This is a genomic window from Pseudomonas sp. LBUM1678, from assembly GCF_059695575.1.
This window is the reverse complement of the sequence record NZ_CP166775.1, coordinates 4,687,056-4,708,504: the sequence shown is the minus strand read 5'-3', so window position 1 is coordinate 4,708,504 and position 21,449 is coordinate 4,687,056. Positions and strand designations below refer to the sequence as shown.

Sequence of the window (21,449 nt, the reverse complement as noted above, 5' to 3'; positions counted from 1 at the left end):
GAGAGATGTCAGTCGCTACCAGCCTTATGGAAGATCAGTCGGCCCGGATCACTCCGGCGCCGGCCGAGACGCTTTATCAGTTCAACGAATCGCCGCTGCTGGCCCGTCAAAACCAGCAGGAGTCGAATGCCCGCAGCTACCCGCGGCGCATTCCCCTGGCGCTCAAGCGCGCCAAGGGCATTTATGTCGAAGACGTCGAAGGCCGCCGTTTCATCGACTGCCTGGCCGGCGCCGGGACATTGGCCCTGGGGCATAACCATCCGGTGGTGATCGAAGCGATCCAGCAAGTGCTGACCGATGAACTGCCGCTGCACACTCTCGACCTGACCACGCCGGTCAAGGATCAGTTCGTCCAGGACCTGTTCGGTCTGCTGCCAGCGGCCCTGGCTGCGGAAGCGAAGATCCAGTTCTGCGGCCCGACCGGCACCGACGCGGTGGAAGCTGCGCTGAAACTGGTGCGCACCGCCACCGGACGCAGCACCGTGCTGTCGTTCCAGGGCGGTTATCACGGCATGAGCCAGGGCGCGCTGAGCCTGATGGGCAGCCTGGGGCCGAAAAAGCCGTTGGGTGCCTTGCTCAGCAACGGCGTGCAGTTTATGCCGTATCCCTACGATTACCGCTGCCCGTTCGGGCTCGGCGGCGCGCAAGGGGTGAAGGTCAACCTCAGCTACCTGGAAAACCTGTTGAATGATCCGGAGGCCGGCGTGCAACTGCCGGCGGCCGTGATTGTCGAGGCAGTGCAGGGCGAGGGCGGCGTGATCCCGGCCGATCTCGATTGGTTGCGCGGCCTGCGACGCATCACCGAAAAGGCCGGCGTCGCGCTGATCGTCGATGAAATCCAGAGCGGTTTCGCCCGCACCGGCAAGATGTTCGCGTTCGAGCATGCCGGGATCATTCCGGACGTGGTGGTGATGTCCAAAGCCATCGGCGGCAGCCTGCCGCTGGCGGTGGTGGTCTATCGCGACTGGCTCGACACCTGGCTGCCGGGCGCCCATGCCGGGACCTTCCGCGGTAATCAGATGGCCATGGCGGCGGGTTCTGCGGTGATGCGTTACCTGACCGAACACAAAGTCTGCGAGCACGCCGCCGCCATGGGCGAACGCTTGAGCGAACACCTGCGCATCCTGCAGCGGGACTTCCCGCAACTGGGCGACATTCGCGGTCGCGGCTTGATGCTTGGCGTTGAATTGGTCGATCCGACGGGCACGCCCGATGCGCTGGGCCATCCACCGATCTTCGGTCGCCTGGCGCCGTTGGTGCAGCGTGAATGCCTCAAGCGCGGGTTGATTCTTGAACTGGGCGGCCGTCATGGCGGCGTGGTGCGCTTCCTGCCGCCGCTGGTGATTACCGCTGTGGAAATCGATCGGGTGGCCGAGATTTTCGGCCGGTCCATGGCCGCTGCCACCGCCAGCCTCTAAATTTTTCGAACTGCAGAACGTTCCTTCTACATACCGGCTGCGCACGCAGTGCAGCCCACCCTACAGCGATGGAGACACACCATGACGTCAGTATTCGACCGCGAGGACATCCTCTTTCAGGTCGTGGTCAACCACGAAGAGCAATACTCGATCTGGCCCGACTACAAAGCCGTGCCTGCCGGCTGGCGCACCGTCGGCAAGAGCGGTCTGAAAAAGGAATGCCTGGCCTACATCGAAGAAACCTGGACCGATATGCGTCCGTTGAGCTTGCGTCAGAAGATGGACGAGCAGGCGGCAGTGCCGAATTAAGTCACGGCGCAAAAAGAAGCCCGCTGAACTGTTAACAGTCAGCGGGCTTTTTCATGTCTGGAATTTGTATCGCCTGTCAGGCCGCCTTCGCGGGCAAGCCTCGCTCCTACAGGTTCGGTGATCTGTAGGAGCGAGGCTTGCCCGCGAAGAACGATAACGCGGTCCAACTGAGGTTACGCGCCACTCAACCCCTTGATCAGCAAATCCACATTCCCTTCCAGCTCAGCCACCGGATCCGCCGCGTCCACACTCAACACCACCAATCGACTGCCAGACTCGGTAATAACCGCTTTCACCGCCTCCGACGGCTGACGATGATGCAACACCACCGCCACATCATTGTCCTTCAGCGTCGCGCCCAATTGCTTCAGCGCTTCAGGTGTCCACTCGGCATCCGGGCGTGCATCGAGGCCGATCAGTTCCAGATTCAGCCCGCCAATCAAATAGCCAAAGTGATCGCTCAGGCTCATCACACTGAGGTTATCGGCACTGGCCAGGCGTGCCTCGCTGTCCGCGCTGAGTTTGAGCAACCGCTGCTTCAACGCCGCCAGGTTAGCCTCGATCGCAGGCTTGGCCTCGGGCGCCAGGCGCACCAGGTCTGCCGCCATCACATCCGCCATCCGCCCCATGTTGTTGCTGGAAAACCACGGCTGACTGCTCAACCCGTCGACCTTGTTGCCAGGCTGCACGGCGATGCCGGCCAGGGCGCCGTCCACCGGGCGGGCGGCATCGATTTCAATGATGCGGATGTTGCTGCGACGAGCATTCGGGTACAGCGGATCGTCCGGCCACAATGAGCGCAGACCAATCACCGCATCGGCGTCAGTCGCCAGTTTGGCCAGCGCCGGAGCGCCACGCCCGGTGAAGTACGCCGTCTGCCGGCTGCCCGGCAGGTTCGCAGGTGCGGCGCGCTCAAGACTGACTTCGGTGCCCTTGAGCAGGACTTCGCCCAGCCCGTAAGTGATTGGCAAGGACGCCAGCACGCGCAGTGGTTTTATGTCCGCCGCAAAGGTGGTAGTGACCAGCCCGCACAAGGCCACGGCCAGGGTCAATTGACGCAAAGTAAAAGACATTTATCCGAGATTCCCTTTCAGGCTTGGGACGACACCACGCGCAATGGCGGCGAGGGCGAAGGCGATACCGGCCACCAGAATGATTGCGGCACCGGACGGAATCGGCAGGTCGAAGACGATCGGCGCGAGGATCCCGCACAGCGTGCTGACCGTGGCGATCAGCACCGAGCACCAGAAAAAACCCTTGAGCGACTGGCTAAGCAAGCGTGCCGCCGCGGCCGGAATCACCAGCAGCGCACCGACCAGAATCGCGCCGATGACTTTCACTGCGGCCACGGTGATCAGCGTCACCAGAATCACAAACAGATAATCCAGGGTCTTCACCGCCACACCGCGTACCGCCGCCAGCTGCGGATTGAAACTGGCCAGCATGATGCGGTTGTACAGCGGCAAGGCCAGCGCCATGACCAGTGAGCCGACGATGGCCAGCACCAGCAGGTCATTACCGTTGACCGTCAGCACCGAACCGAACAGCACGTTTTCGAGGATGTGTACGTTGATCTTGCCTGCCAGGATCAGCAGCAGGCTGGCACCCAGCGCCAGCGACACCGAGAGAAACACGCCAATCAACGTATCCGGCGCCAGCCCCGTACGGTTGCGCAGGTAGTTGAGCAGGATGCCGAACAGCAGGCAGTAACCGAACAGGCTGCCGTAAGGCCCGGTGTACGGTTCGCCGAGCAGGATGCCGATGGCCACGCCGGTCAATGCCGCGTGACCCACCGCTTCGGAGAAAAACGCGAAGCGCTTGACCACCACCAGCGTGCCCAGACCGCCCAGCACCGGGCCGATCAGCAACCCGGCGAGCAGCGCGTTGACCACAAATCCATAGGCCAGCGCTTCAGGCAGGTAACCCGAAGACGCCCAGCCCTGGACCATCAAACGAAAGGCTTCATAACTCATCAGGCAGGGCTCCGCGGATGGGTGGAGAACAGGGTCAGCAAACGCTCCGGAGTCAACGCGTCCTTGGGCGTGGCATCGAACAGCACCCGGCGATTGAGCCCGGTGACGTGATCCGCCAGACGTCCGACCGCTTCCAGATCATGCTCGATCCACAGCACGGTGATCCCGCTCTGGCGCCAGTCGTCGAGCAGCCGTTCGAACACCTGGATACCGGCCTCATCGAGGGCCGACATCGGTTCGTCGAGCACCAGCAACTGCGGCGCCGGGATCAACCCTTGAGCGAGCAACACGCGCTGACGCTCACCGCCGGACAACGCGCCCATGCGCCGCTTGCGCTTGTCCTGCATGCCGACCCGCTCCAGCGCTTCACCAATCGCGGCCGCGTAATGCTTGCTCAAACCGAGAAACGCCGGACGGCGCTGACACATCGCGGCCATGAAATCGTCGACGGTCATTGGCAGGCCACGATCGAATTCCAGTGCCTGAGGCACGTAGCCGATGGTCCCGGGTGTGCCCGGCCATTGCAGGCTCAAGCGGCCCTGATGCGGCATCTGTCCGAGCAGCGTCTTGATCAACGAGCTCTTGCCACCACCGTTGGGACCGACCAGCGCATGCACGCTGCCGGGCTGGACTTGGAACGTCACGTTGTCGAGGATCGTCGTGCGCCCCAGCGTCAAACTGACCTGCGCAAAATCCAGCGTCGGCCCCGATACCTGTAGGAGTGAGCCTGCTCGCGATTGCGGTGTGTCATTTAGCGATGATGTTGACTGGCCGGACGCCTTCGCGAGCAAGTCGAGTCGTCGCACCGTCGCTCCCACAGGGGATTCGCTGATGGTTTCTTTGGCGGTCATTTCCCCGACTCCTGAATCGCCCGAACCACCGTGTTGAGGTTGCCGGTCATTTCCTTTTCATACTTGTCGGCGGTGTATTCGCCATAGGAAATGTGCGACAGCGGATACAGCTTCACCCCGGATTCACGCTGGATGGTCTCGACGTAGGAAGACGGGAAATCCATCTCCGAGAAGATCACCTTCACGTCCAGTTCCCGCAGTTGATCGATGGTCTTTTTCAGCTGGCTCGGGCTCGGCTCGATACCGTGGGCCGGTTCGACCACAGCGGTCACTTCCAGGCCGAATTCACGCAGCAGGTAGTCATACGCCGCATGCACCGTGGCCACCCGCAGTTCGGCGTTTGGTGCCTGGGTCAGTTTCGCGAGGGCATCGGCGCGCATCTGCCGCAGGCGTTTGCCATAGGCGCGGGCGTTCTGGGTGTAAGTCTTGGCATTGGTCGGGTCGAGTTTGCCCAGCTCACGGGCGATGTTGTTGACCTGGGCAATCGAGGCGCTGATCGACAGGAAGGTGTGCGGGTTCACCACCTTGCCAGCGCCGCGTGCGGCGACCCCGGTGGCGGCCAGCAGCGGCACGTTTTCGTTGGCTTCGATGACCGGGACGTTCGGGGTTTCGCTGGCGGCGATCATGCGGTCGGCGAAATCGTCATGACCGACGCCGTTGAGCACGATCACGTCGAGCCCGCTGATGCGTTTGATGTCCTCGGCGCGGGGCTCGTAGGCGTGCGGGTTGAAACCGGCCGGAATCAGCGGCACCACCTCGGCCTTGTCCCCGACGATGTTGGCCACGTAGCTGTAATAAGGGTGCAGCGTGATGCCGATGCGCAGGCGCTTGGTGTCCTCGGCGCTGGCCAGCGGCGTCAACAGCAAGGCAAGCAGGCCGACCAGCAGCGGGCGCAGAAATGAGCGTTGAGATGAAATAGGCATGGGAAAGCGGTCTTCTCTCGGGTGAAGGCGAGGGTTCAGTGCCGGTGCTGGCGGGTCACGCCGGCATCGAATTGCGCGACGATCTGCTGCCAGCCGGCGCTTTCGAGCGCGGCGTCAGTCAGGTCGGTCGGGGCGGCGAGGGCTTTGCCGCGGTTGAGCCAGACGTCAGGCGCGTCGTCGTCAGCGGTCAAACGCATCAGAAACGAACCGGCTACGGCGGGCGTCTGGCTCTGGCCGAAGTAAGCCTTGGCGTCGAGCAACTGCCAGGCATGGCCGCCACGGCTGACGGAACTGGCGTCCTGGGCAAACGGCGCAAAACCTTCATCGGCAAGATTTTGTGGTGTCGGCAGTGTTTGCTGTTCCTGGCGCAGCAGGTGAATCTCGTCCAGGGTGACCCGCAGGTCGGCGTAGATCCCTTGCTCGGACGCGCTCAGGTCGCGACGGGCATCCAGTTGATGGCTGCCGACGCTGCTGACTTCCTGGGACTCATGGCGCCACGCGACAACCGAACCGGCCACCGCCAGAATCATCAGGCACAACAGCAACACATACAGGGTTTCATGGCCGGCACCGGCCGGGCGGACGACGTGCGTAGTAGGCGTACTCATGGGGCTTGAATGTCCGCTTGGTCGATCTCGACGACGTGGCCGGGGCCGGCGTCGAACAGCACGTAGAATTCGGCACCGGGCTTCTTGAAGGTCAGGGTCGAATCGGCGCCGAGCTTGCCCGGCACCAGGATGGTTTCGTCGTAGCCGATCACATCCAGCGTCACCCCCGGCGCGCCACTGCCGTCGGAGAAACCACCGGTGCACTGGATTTTTTCGTCGTCGATGGCTTTGCATTCGCACATCGGGTTGTGGGCCAGGGCGCTGGCGCTGAAAACGGCGCAGAGCACCAGCAAAGCCGCGTTTAGAGAACGTAGCGTCATGGTTTGCCTCCTTGTTTGTTCAGCCACGCAAGGGTGGCGGGGGATGCCTGGCTCAGGGGGATCGACGCTTGATGCATCGCGCCGTCCCAGCCTTCCATGGTGATCCACAGTTCGGCGTCGGCTTTGGTCTTGTCCGGGATTGGCAGCATGGCGCCCATGCGGTACGGCGTGCCGAAGAAGATCACCCCGGCGGCGCGCAGGCTACGGGGTTTGCCGATGCGCAGGTACGTCGCCTTGACCTGGTCGCGACAGCTGTCGCACAGCGCCGCGTTGAAGTTCTTCATATAGCCGGCCGGGCCATCGAGGGTCGGTGGTTCGTTGCGTAATTCGGCGAGGCGCAGGCTCCAGGGCCCGATCTTCACTTCACCGATTTCCCGCTCGCCGAGCCCGGTGTCCCCGCGAAACAGTGCCGCGTCGGCAAAGTACTTGGGCATGAAGCCCAGCGGCACCAGCAATAGCAGCACGTTGATGTGGAAGCGCCATTTGTGCCAGAAGCGACTCAGCTTCGAGGCCGGTTTGTCAGCGGCGAACAGGCTCATGGGCTGACCTCCGTGGTTTCACGGCTTGTGACGGCGGCGGTGCGTGGACGTTTGTCTTTGCGCTTGAGGGCGTTGGCCGTGGCCAGGGCGGTGCGCTTGGTCCAGATCAACAGGCCGCTGAGGACCATCATGCTCAGGATCAGGCCGAAGAAGAACCAGATCAGCTTGATCCAGATGCCGCCGAAATCCCCGGTGTGCAACGGCCGCATGGATTCGGTCACCAACTCCAGGCCGGAACGGTCCGACAGCAGGCGGGTGGCGGCGATATCGCCGGTGTACGGGGTGATCTCGGCGGTCTGGAACATCAAGGGATACCAACTGCGACCGCCCACCGTGAGGTAGCTGTAGGCATTGGCGGGCATGCTGACGAAGCTGTCTTCCAGGCCGGGAATGCGTTCCTTGGCCTGCGCAATCGCCGCCTCCAGACTGATCATCGGCGCGGGCGAGCCATCGGTGCTCACCGGCACGCCCTCACGCGGGACCACAAGAGCGACCGGCGCAGTGGAAATCGACACCTGGTTATCGAACATGAACGCTTGAATCAGGAACCAGGTGCTGGTGATGGAAATCACCGCGATGAACCAGATCGACCAGATGCCACTGAGGCGGTGAAAGTCGCCCCAGAAAATCCGCGCGCCATGACGGATGCGCAAGGTCGGGCGCAAGAAACCCTTCCAGAAGCGTTTATAGACCACCAGCCCGGTCACCAGGGACGCCAGCAAGGGCAGGCTCAGGAACGACACCAGGTACCAGCCCCAGCTGTAACCGTTAGTGAACGGCACCAGCCACCAGCCATGCAATGCACGGGTGAAGGCCTGAAAATTGAATGGCGGGGCGGTGCCCTGAATCACGCCGGTGTACGGGTTGACGTATACCGTCAACGAGCGACCATCGGGGTAGCTGACACTGACATCGAGCGCGAAGTGCGACTCGTCGGGCCGGCTGATGGCCTCGACCAGCGTGTTCGGTTCCGCCTTCTTGATGGCGGCGATGATCTGGTCATAACTGAGCAGCGGCGCATCGTCCGTGGGTTGGCTGGCGCGCATTTGCGGGTTGGCCAGCCAGACGATTTCCTGACTGACCACCGCCAGCGTGCCGGTGACACAGACGATCAGCACGAAAAACCAGATCGGCAAGGCCAGCCAGCTATGGACCAGAAACCAGAGTTTTGAGCGGGATTTCTTCGACATGATTAAAGGTCTTGTATCGATGAGAGGGCCTCTGCTGCGGGCTTCCCAGCGATGAGGTCCATGAAAGGCCGGCCCGTGGCTTTTGCCTACGCGGACTGACTGCACCTATATAGGACGGATGAGCATCGGAAATCCCGAAGCGGCATATGAAAGTAAATGTTTCGCGTTCCCGCCAACCCAAACCCCCCTGTGGGAGTGAGCCTGCTCGCGATAGCGGTGTGTCAGTCACGTTGATATTGGCTGAACCACCGCTATCGCGAGCAGGCTCGCTCCCACAGGGGATTTGTATGCACGTGGGGCAGCGGGTGTACCGATCCAACACGAACCATGGTTCACGGGATCACTGTCCGGCCATTGATGGCGATGGCCCACTCCCTAAGATGGAACTCAGACACCTTTCACCCGCGAGCCTGAGCGAGCACCTCCATGACTCCAGCAAGAACCCTCTACGACAAACACATCGATTCCCACACGGTGTGTCGCCTCGATGACCAGGGCCACGTCCTGTTGTACATCGATCGCCAGGTCATCAACGAATACACCAGCCCCCAGGCATTCAGCGGATTACGCGAGGCCAAGCGCGGAGTCTGGCGTGCCGGAACCGCGTTGGCGGTAGTCGATCACGTCAACCCCACCGCCCCGGTGCGCATCGCCGCCATGCCGGACCCCGGTGGCGCGCGGCAGGTGTCGTACCTGGCGGAAAACTGCCGGGACTTCGGCATCGAATTGCTCGACATCCTCAACAAACGCCAAGGCATCGAACACGTCATTGCGCCTGAGCAGGGCTTCATTCTGCCGGGCATGGTGATCGCCGCTGGCGACAGCCACACCACCACGTATGGCGCCCTCGGTGCGTTCGGTTTCGGCATCGGCACTTCGGAAATCGAGCACCTGCTGGCGTCCCAGACCCTGGTCTACAAGCGCCTGAAAAGCATGCGGGTGACGGTGGATGGCGCGCTGGCGCCGGGGCTGACGTCCAAGGACGTGATCATGGCGCTGATCGGCCAGATTGGCGCGTCGGGCGCCACTGGCTACGCCATCGAGTTCCGCGGTTCGACCATCGATGCCTTGAGCGTCGAAGCGCGCATGACCATCTGCAACATGGCCGTCGAGGCCGGGGCGCGAGGCGCGTTCATGGCCCCGGACGAGAAAGTTTTCGCCTACCTCAAGGGCAAACCCCGTGCACCCAAAGGCGAATTGTGGGAGCAAGCGCTCGAGAAATGGCGCGCCTTGCACAGCGACACGGACGCGCACTTCGACCGTGAAGTCCGGGTCGACGCAAGCATCCTGGAACCGATGGTGACGTGGGGCACCAGCCCGGACCAGGCGTCACCGATTGGCGCGCGCGTGCCTGACCCGCAAGACATCAGCGACCTGATCCTGCGTCAGGACATGCGCCGTGCCCTGAATTACATGGGCCTTGAAGCGGGCATGCCGCTCAGCGACATCGTCATCAGCCACGCCTTTATCGGCTCCTGCACCAACGCGCGCATCGAAGACCTGCGCGATGCCGCCAGCGTGGTGCGGGGCAAACACGTCGCCGGGCACGTGCGGGCGATGATCGTGCCGGGCTCCACCGAAGTGCGCAATCAGGCTGAAGCCGAAGGCCTGGCGGCGATCTTTATCGAGGCCGGTTTCGAGTGGCGGCAGTCCGGCTGCTCGATGTGCCTGGCGATGAACGATGACGTGCTGGCGCCGGGCGACCGCTGCGCCTCCAGCACCAACCGCAATTTCGAAGGCCGCCAGGGCGCAGGCGCACGCACGCACCTGATGAGCCCGGCCATGGTCGCCGCCGCGGCGATCACCGGCCGCTTGACCGACATCCGTCACTTTGGAGACCGCGCATGAGCCTGCAAGCCTTCACTCAGGTCACCGGCAAGGCCGCGCCGATGCTCGCGGCCAACATCGACACCGACGTGATCATGCCCAAGCAGTTTCTCAAGGGCATCGACCGAGCCGGGCTGGATCGTGGCTTGTTTTTTGACCTGCGGTTTTTGCCGGACGGTTCGCTGAACCCCGAGTTCGTCCTGAATAAACCGGCATGGCAGGGCGCAAGTTTCATGGTGGTCGGGCCGAACTTTGGCTGCGGGTCGAGCCGGGAACATGCGGTCTGGGGTTTGAAACAGATGGGGATTCGGGCGTTGATCGGCAGTAGTTTCGCCGGGATTTTCTATGACAACTGCCAGCGTAATGGGGTGTTGTTGATTACCCTCGATGAGGCAATGTCACAGCGGCTTGGGCAAGTGGTCAGTGAGCCGGACAGCGCGCTGATCAATGTCGATCTGGAGGATCAGGAGATTCGCCTCTACGACGGTCGGGTCATCCCGTTCGAGATCGACACCTTGCGCAAAACCGCATTGCTGCTGGGCCTCGACGCCATCGGCAGTACCCTGCAGCGCAGCGAACAAATCAAAGCCTTCGAACGCAATCACCTGGCCGCCAACCCTTGGTTAAGCTGAAACACAAATCCAATTGTGGGAGCGAGCCTGCTCGCGATAGCGGCATGACAGTCAACATAGATGTTGAATGTAATGGCCTCATCGCGAGCAGGCTCGCTCCCACATTTTTGAATTGTCTTTGCGTGGGCTACACCGACAACCCCTTGAAATGCTCCTGCAAAAACTCCACACACGCCCGCAACTTCCCCGAATACGCCAGGCGCGTCGGGTACACCGCCCAGACGTTAGCGCTCTGGGTGTATTCAGGCAGCAACTGCACCAGCCGCCCTTGTTCCAGCAACGGCTTCACATCCCACAATGAGCGCAGCAACACCCCGCGCCCATCCAGTGCCCACTGCAAGACAATCTCCCCGCTGTTGGACGACAACGGCCCGCTGACCCGCACGCTCTCCAGAACGCCATCGCGTTCCAGGTTCCAGACGCCGAACGCGTTGTCGCGCTCCTTGAGCACCAGGCAGTCGTGTTGCTCCAGATCGCTCAGCAGTTGCGGCGTGCCCCTGCGTTGCAGATAGGCCGGGGCCGCGCACAGCACCCGTCGATTACTCACCAACTGCCGGCCAATGTGCTGACCGGGAATGTCATCGCCGACACGGATCTCCAGGTCAAAGCCTTCACTGACGATGTCCACCACCCGGTCGAACAGATCGAGGCGAATCTCCAGGTCCGGATAGCGCTCGGCCAACAACGACAGGGCCGGCGCCACATGAATGCGGCCGAAACCGAAACTCGTGCACAAATGCAGGCGCCCACGAGGGCTTTCGTGGGCGTCGGAGAGTTCGTCGTGCAGTTGCTGAAAGTCATCGAGAATGCGCAGCGCCCAGCGCTGGACCCGTTCACCGTCCTCGGTCAGGGCGATGCGGCGACTGGTGCGATGGAGCAAGCGGGTGCCGAGGGTGGTTTCGAGAATCTGGATGCGCTTGCTGACATAGGCGGGCGACAGGCCCAGCTCATCGGCCGCGGCGGCGAAACCGCTCTTGCGGATCACGGTGAGGAGTACACGCAGGTCTTCGGGTAGGGGCACGGTGTCTTTCTTGGTGGTCATGGCAGAACGAACACTGGCGGCATGAGCCGCCAGCATAGCAGCGAGACGCTGCGATCAGCGCAGGAAACCCAGCACTTCGGCGAGCAGAAGTTCGGGGGCTTCTTCGGCGATGTAATGGCCGGCGGGCAGGGCCTTGCCACGGACGTCCGTGGCCACGTGTTGCCATTCCTTGAGCGGTGCGAAACAGCGCCCGACCGTCCCTTCTGCGCCCCACAGAACCAGCAATGGCAGGTGCAGATAATGACCGGCCTTGATATCGGCGCGGTCATGTTCCAGATCGATGCTGGCGCTGGCGCGGTAGTCCTCGCAGATGCCGCGTACGGTGCCCGGCAGTTTCAGGCAACGCAGGTATTCACCGAAGGCCTCGGGCGTGAACGGTTGGAGCCCGGCGCTGCGGCTGCCCATCACGCTGCGCAGATAGGCGTCGGGGTCGGCTTCGATAAGGGTTTCCGGCAACGGAGCGGGGCGGATCAGGAAGAACCAGTGCCAGTAGGCGCGGGCAAAGGCTTCGTTGGTTTGCGCGTACATCGACAGGGTCGGTGCGATGTCCAGCAGCACCATGCGTTGCACGGTATCGGGATGATCCAGTGCCAAACGATGGGCCACGCGAGCGCCTCGGTCGTGGGCCAGCACCGAGAACTGTTCGAAGCCCAGGGACTTCATCAGCTCGACGCTGTCCTTGGCCATTTCTCGTTTGGAGTAATGGGTGTGGTGATCATTGGCCGGCGGTTTGCCGCTGTCACCGTAACCGCGCAGGTCGGCGGCGATCACGGTGAAGTGCTCGGCCAGTTGTTCGGCGATCTTGTGCCAGATGACGTGGGTCTGCGGGTGACCGTGCAGCAACAGCAGGCCCGGCCCGCTGCCGCCGATGCGGTAGGCAATGTCCACACCGTTGACGTGGCGCTGGTCTTTCAGGAATCCGGCGAACATGGGGCGAGTCCTTGTTGTAGTTGCCTGCATCCTGAAAGTGTTGCGCGCCGGGGGCAAGGCGCAAAGCGTGGTGCGCTTGTTCATGAAGTGTGTTCGAGGGTTTGTGGTGTTGCTGATGGCCCCATCGCGAGCAGGCTCACTCCCACATTGAACCGTGTACACAAATCCATTGTGGGAGTGAGCCTGCTCGCGATGGGGCCTTAACATTCACCGCAAAACTCAACCCTGCTGAAACATCTCCTTCGCCCGCTGCTCAATCTGTTCCTGAGTCAAATCCTCCTTGCGCGTGGCCAGAAACCAAAGATGCCCATACGGATCTTTTAACGTCCCCGAGCGGTCGCCATAAAACTGGTCCTTGACCTCGGACACCACCGTGCCGCCCGCCGCAATCGCCTGTTTATAAGACTTGTCCACATCGGTCACATACAGGTGCAGCCCCACGGAGGGCGACGTGTCGGGATTGCTCAATGGCCCCTGATCGCACGGTGTGCCCAACATGATCGGGCAATCGCCGATGCGCAGTTCAGCGTGACCAATCCCGCCATCGGGCATCGACAGGCGCATGACTTCGGTGGCGCCAAAGGCTTTCTTGTAGAACTCGATGGCTTCGGCCGCTTTCTGAATGCCCAGATAAGGCGTGATGCTGTGATAACCCTCTGGAATGGGTTTGACGCTCATGACGGTGCTCCCTTGTTGTTGTGAGTTGAAGCTGTTCCTTCGCCGATTTCCGGTCGGATAACTATAGGTCAGCGCCTTTTGCACAACCGAGTGCCCGACGAGCAGCAGCGCCACTGTTCAGCCATCAACCGCGCAGGGTTCTAAGCTTCTGTTGACCATGAGGACGCCATCGCGGGCAAGCCACGCTCCCACAGGTTTTGTGTCGTTTATAAAAATTGCGGACAACACAAAAACCTGTGGGAGCGTGGCTTGCCCGCGAAGGCCGCACCGCTATTTCGGATCTGCCCCCGATTCAAGCAGCTGCGCCCCCGACCCCTGTTCCCCCAGCACATCACCAGAATTGCGCAACGGACACGCCTCCATCGACAAACACCCACAACCAATACAGCCATTGAGCTTGTCCCGCAGTAAGGTCAGTTGATTGATCCGCTCATCCAGATCCCGACTCCACTGCGCCGACAACACCTTCCAGTCCGCCGCCGTCGGCGCGCGGTTATCCGGCAGTGATTTCAACGCCTCGCCAATCTCCGCCAACGGAATCCCCAAGCGCTGGGCCACCTTGATCAACGCCACTCGCCGCAACACTTCCCGTGGATAGCGCCGCTGGTTGCCCTGATTGCGATTGCTTTTGATCAAACCCTTGGATTCATAAAAGTGCAGCGCCGTCACCGCCACGCCGCTGCGCGCAGCCAATTGGCCGACGGTGAGTTCCTTGTGAAAATGTTCCGAGGTGATCATTGAAAATGCCTCTTGACCTCTAGTTAACTTGAGGTTTTACCCTGCAGGCCTTCGGATCGCAAGGTCCGGCTTTCACGTCAGTGGGGACTCTTCATGCCAGCGCCAGAGAAAAATCGCAGCTTCACCCAATTGATCGAATTCGAGATCGAACCCCATCAGCAACCCGCGTTGGTGTCGGCATTATCAAAGCAGACTGAACGTCTGGCCCAAGGCTACAGCGGGTTTTTGAGTGCGAGCATCCAGGCCAGCGACGATGGCCGGCGGGTGCTCAATTACCTGCAATGGCAGACTCGCGAGGCGGGGGAAGCCGCGTTTCAGAGCTTTGAAAGCGGCGAGCAGGATTTCTGGCAGCTGATCCGCGCGCATCAGGCGAAAACCGTGACGTTCGGCTCGTTCCAGGTGTTGCACAGTCTGGAACGCAGCCACGACGATGCGCTGCACTGCAACCTGGTGCATCAGGGGTAAGCGCTTAGATCGACAACTGCATCAAGCGCTCACCCTGAACGTTTTCCGTGGGGCGGCGCTTGTTCACCGCCAGTTCGCCGATCTTGATCAGCCGTGTGCGCGTGACGTTGCGGCTCAAGCCGAGCAGGGCGGCGGTGTGCACCTGGTTGTAATGGCTGAAGCGATAAGCCGCTCGCAACAAAGCGTCTTCGACTTTCTCATGGAGTGCACCGGCCTGTTCTTCGAAGAGCTTTTGAAAGGCCCGATCGAGCAAGGCTTCCGGTGAGTCGTCGATGTTGCTGTGGTGATCGTCCTGACGTTCGATTCGCATGTTCGACAGGCGCAGGTCATCACGTTCGATCACGCCGTTGCGGCAAATCAGCAGGGTGTGGTGAATGACGTTTTCCAGTTCACGGATGTTGCCCGGCCAGCTGTAGCTGCGCAGTTTCAGTTCGGCCTCTTTGCTGATGGTGATGGTGCCGTAACCCAGACGCTGGCTGTAGGCTTCGACGAAATGTCGAGTCAGCGGCAGGATATCGCCGGGGCGGTCGCGCAGCGGGCTCAGTTCCAGGCTGACCACGTCGAGGCGGTAGTACAAATCCTCACGGAAATGCCCGGCGTTGATGGCTTTTTCCAGTTGTACGTTGGTCGCCGCCAGCACCCGCACGTCGATGGGAATGCTCTTGCGTGAACCGAGGCGCACGACTTCACGCTCTTGCAGCACGCGCAGCAACTTGACCTGAATCGCCATCGGCAAATCGCCGATCTCGTCAAGGAACAAGGTGCCGCCATCAGCCTCTTCGAACCAGCCGGCCTTGGCGCTCAGCGCCCCGGTGAATGCACCTTTTTCGTGGCCGAACAACTCGGCTTCCACCAGGGATTCGGAGAACGCGCCGCAGTTCACCGCCACGAACGGCCGGTTGCGCCGGGCGCTGAGGTTGTGGATATGCCGGGCCACCAGCTCCTTGCCGGTGCCGGTTTCGCCGATGATCAGCACGCTGGCTTCACTCGGCGCGACTTGTTGAATGTGGGCGAGCAAGGCCTGGGATTTAGGGTCTTCGAACACCTGCGCGGTCGCGCGGATCGAAGTGGCCAGAGCGGGCGAGGGCGGTAAGGTCAGAAGTTGCATCGGGCAGGCTCCATGAATGGAAGGCTATGAATAGAAAGTCGGGATCGGCAGGGACTGGTTCAGCGCCCAGTCACCCAGTTCATGGAGTTTGTAATCCACCGGGTCGTGCAGGGTCTGCGTGCGCAGGTTGCGCCAGTGGCGGTCCAGTCGCAGGGAGGCATGGGTCGAACGCGCGCCGGTGACTTCAAACAACCGGCTACAGATGTCCAGGCCATTGCGCGTGGCCGCGACTTTCGCGGTGGCGATGGCCGTGGCGAGTTGCCCGCGTTCTTCGGCGCTGAGATTCGGGCCTTTGGCCCACGCCTTGTCGAGCAACTCGGCGGCGCGTTCCACCAGCAGTCGAACGCCTTCGAGGGCGACCCAGAATTCGCCGTAATGGCCGAGCACATACGGATCCTGACGCACATCCTGCGCGCTGGATTTGTGCCACGGACGGGTTTCGGTGAGCGTGTATTGCCGCGCTTCTTCGAAAGCCCCTTCGGCAATGCCGAGGAACATGTGGGTAAAGGTCAGTTGGGCAATCAACGGCCGCAGGCAGGCAAACGGTGTGCTCAGCGGACCCGGATCGAGCAGCAGTTCCGATTCCTCGACCCGTACTCGCTCGAACGTCGCGCTGCCGCTGTCGGTCTGGCGCTGGCCCATGTTGTTCCAGTCGTTGTGCAGGGTGATGCCGCTGCGACCGCTGGGGATGGCGGCGATCAACAGCTTGCCGCCGGCACTTTCGTCAACGGCCGACGCGATCAGCATTTCCGAGTCGCTGGCACCGGAGCAGAAACTTTTCTTGCCGGAAAACTCCCGCCACCCGCCGAGGTTTTTCACCACGGTGCGGGTGTCCAGCGGGTTGAGGGCGTTGCCCCAGAACCAGTTCTTGCGCGCGGTCTGTTCAAACCACGGCTGCCACTGCTCGGGCTTGGCGAACAGGCGCACGGTGGCGAGCATCAGGTGATGGAAGCCGAAGACATGGGCGATCGAACTGTCGACCTTGGCGAACTCGCGCACGATGCTCAGGGTTTCACTCCAGCTGGCACCGAGGCCGCCGTACTGGACGGGAATGCTTAACGCGAGCAGACCGCTGTGGCGCAGCGCGTCACGTTCGGCCTTGGGCGTACCGCCACGCTCGTCGCGCTCGACGGCGGTCAGGGCAAACCCGGCGGCCAATTGGCGGGCGGTCTGCAAGGGGCACAACAGGGCGCTTTGCGGCTTGGCAGTCACGTGGGGTTCCTCATAGGACTCATCTCAAGTTTCCTGGGGGACTGGGGCTTTTGTGGCGAGGGAGCTTGCTCCCGCTCGGCTGCGAAGCAGTCGTAAATCGGCTTGCACGGTCTTTCAGAAGATCCGCGCTGAGCGGTTAAGGGACTGCTTCGCAGTCCAGCGGGAGCAAGCTCCCTCGCCACAAGTTTCTTGATCCACAGGAGAACGGTTTTCAGGCCGTGGCTTTGGTGGGCAGTACGTCATTGGCGATCATTTCGCCAAACGGCCCGGTGAGGTTGGTGACGCCGCGCCCCGCGAGACTCGCGTACGGCTCAGGCAGAAGCGGGAACACCAGCTCGGCAAAGCGATAAGCCTCTTCGAGGTGCGGGTAGCCGGAGAAGATGAAACTCTCGATGCCCAGGTCCGCGTACTCCTTGATCCGCGCCGCCACTTGCTGCGGGTCACCGACCAGCGCCGTCCCGGCACCGCCGCGCACCAGGCCGACACCGGCCCAGAGGTTGGGCGAGATTTCCAGGTTGTCGCGGCGCCCGTCGTGCAACGCGGCCATGCGACGCTGGCCTTCGGAGTCGAAACGCGAGAACGACTTCTGCGCCGCGGCGATGGTCTCGTCGCTGATGTGCTCGATCAGTTTGTCCGCCGCTTTCCAGGCTTCCTCGGCGGTCTCGCGAACGATCACGTGCAAGCGAATCCCGAACTTCACCGTACGACCGTTTCGCGTTGCACGCTCACGCACATCAGCCAGTTTTTCTGCGACGGCGGCCGGCGGTTCACCCCAGGTCAGGTAGACATCAACCTGCTCGGCGGCGAGTTCGTGGGCGGCTTCGGATGAACCGCCGAAGTACAGCGGCGGATACGGTTTCTGCACTGGCGGGTACAGCGCCTTGGCGTTCTGCACTTGCAGGTGTTTGCCTTCGAAATCCACCGATTCGCCTTGCAGCACGCGGCGCCAGATCTGCAGGAACTCCTCGGTGACTTCATAGCGTTCGCTGTGATCGAGGAAGATGCCGTCGCCACGGTTTTCATCCGGATCACCGCCGGTCACCACGTTGATCAGCAAACGGCCATTGGACAGCCGATCCAGCGTGGCGGCCATGCGTGCCGAGACCGTCGGCGAGATGATCCCGGGGCGGATCGCCACAAGATACCGCAGGCGTTCGGTCAACGGCACCAGCGCCGAGGCAATCACCCACGAATCCTCGCAGGAGCGCCCGGTAGGAATCAGCACGCCGTGGTAGCCGAGGCTGTCAGCGGCCTGCGCCACTTGTTTGAGGTAGTTGAGGGTCACCGGGCGCGCGCCCAGGGTGGTGCCCAGGTAATGGCCGTCACCGTGGGTCGGCAGGAACCAGAAAACATCCATGAAGAAATCCTTAAGCGATTTTCAGCAGATTTTTGGGCTGTACGCCAAACAACGGCGCGGCGCGTTCTGCAGCAAGACGAATGCGGGCCTTCAAGGGCTCACTGGTTATTTGGTAATTGGCAAAATCGGCTTCAGTGGCGTAGACGCCAATTGGCAAGGTCAGGGCCTGGAAGAAACTGAACAGCGGCCGCAACTGATGATCGAGCACCAGCGCATGCCGCTCGCTGCCACCGGTGGCGGCCAGCAACACGGGCGTGTCGATCAGCGCATTGAGGTCGATCAGGTCGAACAGATGCTTGAGCAGGCCAGGGTAGGAGCCGCGATAAACCGGCGCGGCGACGATCAGCAGGTCGGCGTTCTCGATCGCTTGCAGCTCGGCTTCGATCTCGGCGCTCAATTCCTGGCGGGACAGCGCGGCGCCCAGTGGCCGGGCGATGTCGCCCAACTCGATCAGCTTGCTCTCGATCGGCAATTGCTCGGACAGCTCGGCCAATAGCGCTTGGGTCAGCACCAAGGTGCGAGACGGACGCCAGGTGCCACCGGAGAGGGCAACGACTTTCAATGGACGCGACATGATCAGTTCCTTTTTAAACAGTTGCTCAGGGAGCAGTGAGGAGTCACTGACTTGAGCAAGAGCTGTACCAATCCTTGCAAGCCCCGTTTTCCGGGGCTTGCAACGCATCGGTCAGTGGGCGCTGTGCGATTTCGAGGGTTGTTTGTTGAATGACTGTTGCCTGGCAAACAGTTGCGTGAGCAACAGTGCGTGGAGGCGGTGGAGTCGTTATAGAGGCTCGTTGTTATTCCGTAAAAGACATTAAATTAATATTTATAGATCTTTTGGAAATATGTGATGGGCTGGCTGAGCGTCGTTAGCCAAATTCGATAGCCACTATCGAGAGCGTTGATTTCTGCCCATCGAAGGGCGCGAGTAGCCTGTGTTCATTGCCCCGAACCCAGATGCCAGGACGCCACAGATGAAAACTCTAATCGCCACTTTCTTGCTGCTCGCGGTCTCCGTTCTCGCCGGATGTGCCAGCCATGTTTCACCTGAATTGCGGCCGTACACCGCAGAAGAAAGTCGCGAACTGGCGTTGGAAGCCTTGAACCGTCGTGGTTTGTCCTTCGACGAGTACCATGCGAAAAAAGCCGAATTGCTCGGCCAGCCGCAAAAATCGTTCAGTTTCGACAAACAAGGCGAGATGAACGCCGAACGTGCTGTACAGCTCCACGGTCGTCCAAGCTGATCGCAAACTGTACCGTTCGAAGTTTCACGTAACTGTCCATGGGTTTCCCTCGGGGCGTGCGATAGGGTCAACACCTGACTGACCCTGATTGGACTGCCGCTCATGCTCTCGCTCGATCTGCTGCTGGGCTTCGCCCTGTTTGCCCTCGTCACCTCGATAACGCCTGGCCCCAACAACACCATGTTGCTGGCATCGGGTGTGAACTTCGGTTTTCACCGCACCATCCCGCACATGCTGGGCATTACTTGCGGCTTCTTCGTGCTCGTCGTGGCGGTCGGTTTCGGCCTGGGCGCCGTGTTTCAAACCTATCCATTGCTCTATACGGTGCTGCGTTACGTCGGTGCGGCGTACTTGCTGTACCTGGCGTGGAAAATCGCCCATTCAGGTCCGGTTTCCGAGAGTGAAAAGGGCGACAGCAAACCGATAACCTATCTGGGTGCGGCGGCGTTTCAGTGGGTCAATCCCAAGGCGTGGATCATGGCCATCGGTGCCATCAGTACCTACACGCCAATGCAGGGCTACTTCACCAATGTCATCGTGATTGCCGCGGTCTTTGCCGTGATCAACCTGCCGAGCGTTGGCGTCTGGGCCGGCTGCGGCACGTTGTTACGCAATGTGTTGAAGGATCGCCGCTGGTTGCGGCTGTTCAACTGGGGCATGGCCTTGCTGTTGGTGGCTTCGCTGTACCCGTTGTTGCTCGAGAGCTTTAGCTGACACATCGCTTCAACCGGTTGGCCGATGCCTGTTAAGCTCGACTTCAGGAGCGTTCCTACGCACTTTTAAATGAAGTTGTTCTTCTTTAACGGCCTCCGATCAGGTATTTCTAACGCTCTGAACGATCGGCGCAGCTCACGAGGCTGCGCTTTGATGTTTCAGTGACGAGCCTCCTGATCCCGGAACATGCTCTGCGAGTTTTCTATGAATAAACGTCCTCTGTATTTTGACTACGCCGCCACCACGCCGGTGGATGAGCGGGTCATCAAGGTCATGGTCGAGTGTCTGGGTTTCAACGGAAACTTTGGCAACCCGGCGTCCAGCTCCCATGCCTTCGGCCAACAGGCCCGGCAAACGGTCGAGCAGGCGCGGCGCCAGGTCGCCGAACTGGTCGGCGCCCAGGCAGAACAGATCGTCTGGACCTCCGGCGCGACCGAATCGAACAACCTTGCCCTCAAGGGCGTGGCCCAGGCTCGCGGGGTGTCCGGCGGCCACATCATCACCAGCCAGATCGAACACAAGGCCATCCTCGACACGGCGAAGCAATTGCAGGACGCCGGCGTTGCCGTGACTTATCTGGTGCCTGACGCCGAGGGTCTGATTACCCCGCAAGCGGTCAGCGAGGCGATGCGCGAGGACACCTTCCTGGTGTCGCTGATGCTGGTCAACAACGAACTGGGCACGGTCAATGACATCTCGGTCATCGGCCAGATCGTGCGTGATCGTGATGCGTTGTTCCATGTTGACGCGGCCCAGGGCGCGGGCAAAGTCGCGATCGACCTTGCTGTATTGCCAGTGGACCTGATGTCGTTTTCGGCACACAAGATTTACGGCCCCAAAGGCATCGGCGCCCTGTACGTCGGCCCACGCGCGCAGCAACGTTTGCAGGCGCAGATTCACGGTGGCGGTCACGAGGGCGGTTTGCGTTCCGGGACCCTGGCGACTCACCAGATCGCCGCCATGGGCGTGGCCTTCGCCTTGGCCGCCGCGGCGTTCGAGGAAGAAAAAGCCACGATCGTGGGGCTTCGCGAACGCTTGCTCGAGCAACTGCTGGGCATCCCCGGCGTTCGGCTCAATGGCAGCCCGACCCAGCGCATTCCCCATACCCTGAGCCTGACCTTCAACGAAGGCGACTTCAATTCCGCGGCGTTGAGCAGCGCGATCGCATTTTCCGCGACCTCGGCCTGTAACTCCGCCAGCAATGCGCCTTCCCATGTGCTGCTGGCCCTGGGGCATGACGCCCGCTCGGCGAGTCGCACCATCCGCTTGAGTCTCGGCCGGTTCACCACCGAGCTGGACGTCGACCAAGCGGCACAACTGATCAAAGCAGCCTGCGCCAGTGCCCCGGCATTCTGGCAATAAGGCCTGACA

Annotated in this window: 24 protein-coding genes; 8 read left to right on the top strand and 16 right to left on the bottom strand. The window is 61.4% G+C overall.

Annotated features, from left to right (window positions below):
* Nucleotides 1-5: 5 nt before the first annotated feature.
* Nucleotides 6-1,418, top strand: a complete 1,413-nt coding sequence (locus tag ACA070_RS21350; protein ID WP_497448241.1) for an aspartate aminotransferase family protein — start codon at nucleotides 6-8, stop codon at nucleotides 1,416-1,418.
* Nucleotides 1,419-1,499: 81 nt separating this feature from the next.
* Complete coding sequence (locus tag ACA070_RS21345) at nucleotides 1,500-1,727, top strand: MbtH family protein (RefSeq protein ID WP_497448240.1); 228 nt, start codon at nucleotides 1,500-1,502, stop codon at nucleotides 1,725-1,727.
* Nucleotides 1,728-1,900: 173 nt separating this feature from the next.
* On the opposite strand, the gene ACA070_RS21340 is transcribed toward ACA070_RS21345, so the two are convergent.
* Genes ACA070_RS21340 through ACA070_RS21305 form a run of 8 tightly spaced genes read right to left on the bottom strand, consistent with a single transcriptional unit; the run spans nucleotide 1,901 to nucleotide 8,131 of the window.
* Complete coding sequence (locus tag ACA070_RS21340; protein ID WP_497448239.1) at nucleotides 1,901-2,800, bottom strand: metal ABC transporter substrate-binding protein; 900 nt, start codon at nucleotides 2,798-2,800, stop codon at nucleotides 1,901-1,903.
* Nucleotides 2,801-3,700, bottom strand: coding sequence for a metal ABC transporter permease (locus ACA070_RS21335; protein WP_003226663.1), 900 nt, complete (start codon nucleotides 3,698-3,700; stop codon nucleotides 2,801-2,803). It abuts the gene before it with no gap.
* Nucleotides 3,700-4,551, bottom strand: coding sequence for a metal ABC transporter ATP-binding protein (locus ACA070_RS21330; protein WP_497448238.1), 852 nt, complete (start codon nucleotides 4,549-4,551; stop codon nucleotides 3,700-3,702). Before ACA070_RS21330 ends, ACA070_RS21335 begins: the two co-directional genes overlap by 1 nt.
* Nucleotides 4,548-5,474, bottom strand: coding sequence for a metal ABC transporter substrate-binding protein (locus ACA070_RS21325; protein ID WP_497448237.1), 927 nt, complete (start codon nucleotides 5,472-5,474; stop codon nucleotides 4,548-4,550). Before ACA070_RS21325 ends, ACA070_RS21330 begins: the two co-directional genes overlap by 4 nt.
* Nucleotides 5,475-5,509: 35 nt before the next feature.
* Nucleotides 5,510-6,082, bottom strand: coding sequence for a DUF6162 family protein (locus ACA070_RS21320; protein WP_497448236.1), 573 nt, complete (start codon nucleotides 6,080-6,082; stop codon nucleotides 5,510-5,512).
* Nucleotides 6,079-6,402, bottom strand: a complete 324-nt coding sequence (locus ACA070_RS21315) for a hypothetical protein (RefSeq protein ID WP_497448235.1) — start codon at nucleotides 6,400-6,402, stop codon at nucleotides 6,079-6,081. Before ACA070_RS21315 ends, ACA070_RS21320 begins: the two co-directional genes overlap by 4 nt.
* Nucleotides 6,399-6,941, bottom strand: a complete 543-nt coding sequence (locus ACA070_RS21310; RefSeq protein ID WP_497448234.1) for a PA2404 family protein — start codon at nucleotides 6,939-6,941, stop codon at nucleotides 6,399-6,401. The genes ACA070_RS21315 and ACA070_RS21310 overlap by 4 nt, the downstream gene beginning before the upstream one ends.
* Nucleotides 6,938-8,131: a PepSY-associated TM helix domain-containing protein gene (locus ACA070_RS21305; RefSeq protein WP_497448233.1), complete on the bottom strand. Its 1,194-nt coding sequence runs from the start codon at nucleotides 8,129-8,131 to the stop codon at nucleotides 6,938-6,940. The genes ACA070_RS21310 and ACA070_RS21305 overlap by 4 nt, the downstream gene beginning before the upstream one ends.
* 426 nt (nucleotides 8,132-8,557) lie before the next feature.
* Here ACA070_RS21305 and leuC point away from each other — a divergent pair, with 426 nt between their 5' ends.
* Both leuC and leuD read left to right on the top strand, forming a co-directional pair.
* Nucleotides 8,558-9,979 (top strand): 3-isopropylmalate dehydratase large subunit, encoded by a 1,422-nt coding sequence (gene leuC / locus ACA070_RS21300; protein ID WP_497448232.1) that lies wholly within the window; start codon nucleotides 8,558-8,560, stop codon nucleotides 9,977-9,979.
* Entirely contained in the window at nucleotides 9,976-10,590 is a 615-nt protein-coding gene (leuD, locus tag ACA070_RS21295; protein ID WP_497448231.1) for a 3-isopropylmalate dehydratase small subunit, read from the top strand. The genes leuC and leuD overlap by 4 nt, the downstream gene beginning before the upstream one ends.
* Before the next feature lie 127 nt (nucleotides 10,591-10,717).
* Here leuD and ACA070_RS21290 read toward each other — a convergent pair whose 3' ends face one another.
* The 4 genes from ACA070_RS21290 to soxR all read right to left on the bottom strand — a co-directional run bounded on the left by ACA070_RS21290 (nucleotide 10,718) and on the right by soxR (nucleotide 13,978).
* Entirely contained in the window at nucleotides 10,718-11,668 is a 951-nt protein-coding gene (locus tag ACA070_RS21290) for a LysR substrate-binding domain-containing protein (protein ID WP_497448230.1), read from the bottom strand.
* A gap of 18 nt (nucleotides 11,669-11,686) precedes the next feature.
* Nucleotides 11,687-12,562, bottom strand: coding sequence for an alpha/beta fold hydrolase (locus ACA070_RS21285; RefSeq protein ID WP_497448229.1), 876 nt, complete (start codon nucleotides 12,560-12,562; stop codon nucleotides 11,687-11,689).
* 219 nt (nucleotides 12,563-12,781) lie between these two features.
* A complete protein-coding gene (locus ACA070_RS21280; protein WP_010461157.1) occupies nucleotides 12,782-13,240 on the bottom strand; it encodes a VOC family protein in 459 nt (152 codons plus the stop codon).
* 270 nt (nucleotides 13,241-13,510) lie between these two features.
* The gene (soxR, locus tag ACA070_RS21275; RefSeq protein WP_497448228.1) at nucleotides 13,511-13,978 is read right to left on the bottom strand and encodes a redox-sensitive transcriptional activator SoxR; all 468 of its coding nucleotides are present in this window, start codon (nucleotides 13,976-13,978) and stop codon (nucleotides 13,511-13,513) included.
* 93 nt (nucleotides 13,979-14,071) lie between these two features.
* On the opposite strand from soxR, the gene ACA070_RS21270 reads away from it, so the two are divergent.
* On the top strand, nucleotides 14,072-14,443 hold the full coding sequence (locus tag ACA070_RS21270) for an antibiotic biosynthesis monooxygenase (protein ID WP_497448227.1): 372 nt from the start codon (nucleotides 14,072-14,074) through the stop codon (nucleotides 14,441-14,443).
* A 4-nt stretch (nucleotides 14,444-14,447) separates the two neighbouring features.
* Here ACA070_RS21270 and ACA070_RS21265 read toward each other — a convergent pair whose 3' ends face one another.
* From ACA070_RS21265 to msuE, 4 genes are all read right to left on the bottom strand, one after another.
* Nucleotides 14,448-15,551: a sigma-54 interaction domain-containing protein gene (locus ACA070_RS21265; RefSeq protein ID WP_497448226.1), complete on the bottom strand. Its 1,104-nt coding sequence runs from the start codon at nucleotides 15,549-15,551 to the stop codon at nucleotides 14,448-14,450.
* A gap of 24 nt (nucleotides 15,552-15,575) precedes the next feature.
* The gene (locus ACA070_RS21260; RefSeq protein ID WP_497448225.1) at nucleotides 15,576-16,763 is read right to left on the bottom strand and encodes an acyl-CoA dehydrogenase family protein; all 1,188 of its coding nucleotides are present in this window, start codon (nucleotides 16,761-16,763) and stop codon (nucleotides 15,576-15,578) included.
* A gap of 211 nt (nucleotides 16,764-16,974) precedes the next feature.
* The gene (ssuD, locus tag ACA070_RS21255) at nucleotides 16,975-18,120 is read right to left on the bottom strand and encodes an FMNH2-dependent alkanesulfonate monooxygenase (RefSeq protein WP_497448224.1); all 1,146 of its coding nucleotides are present in this window, start codon (nucleotides 18,118-18,120) and stop codon (nucleotides 16,975-16,977) included.
* A 10-nt stretch (nucleotides 18,121-18,130) separates the two neighbouring features.
* Nucleotides 18,131-18,694: an FMN reductase gene (gene msuE, locus ACA070_RS21250; RefSeq protein ID WP_497448223.1), complete on the bottom strand. Its 564-nt coding sequence runs from the start codon at nucleotides 18,692-18,694 to the stop codon at nucleotides 18,131-18,133.
* Nucleotides 18,695-19,094: 400 nt separating this feature from the next.
* Between msuE and ACA070_RS21245 the strand changes: the two genes are divergently transcribed.
* From ACA070_RS21245 to ACA070_RS21235, 3 genes are all read left to right on the top strand, one after another.
* The gene (locus ACA070_RS21245) at nucleotides 19,095-19,364 is read left to right on the top strand and encodes a hypothetical protein (protein ID WP_497448222.1); all 270 of its coding nucleotides are present in this window, start codon (nucleotides 19,095-19,097) and stop codon (nucleotides 19,362-19,364) included.
* A gap of 102 nt (nucleotides 19,365-19,466) precedes the next feature.
* A complete protein-coding gene (locus ACA070_RS21240) occupies nucleotides 19,467-20,078 on the top strand; it encodes a LysE family translocator (RefSeq protein ID WP_462028022.1) in 612 nt (203 codons plus the stop codon).
* Between the two features lie 204 nt (nucleotides 20,079-20,282).
* Nucleotides 20,283-21,440, top strand: a complete 1,158-nt coding sequence (locus tag ACA070_RS21235; RefSeq protein WP_497448221.1) for a cysteine desulfurase family protein — start codon at nucleotides 20,283-20,285, stop codon at nucleotides 21,438-21,440.
* Nucleotides 21,441-21,449 lie beyond the last annotated feature (9 nt).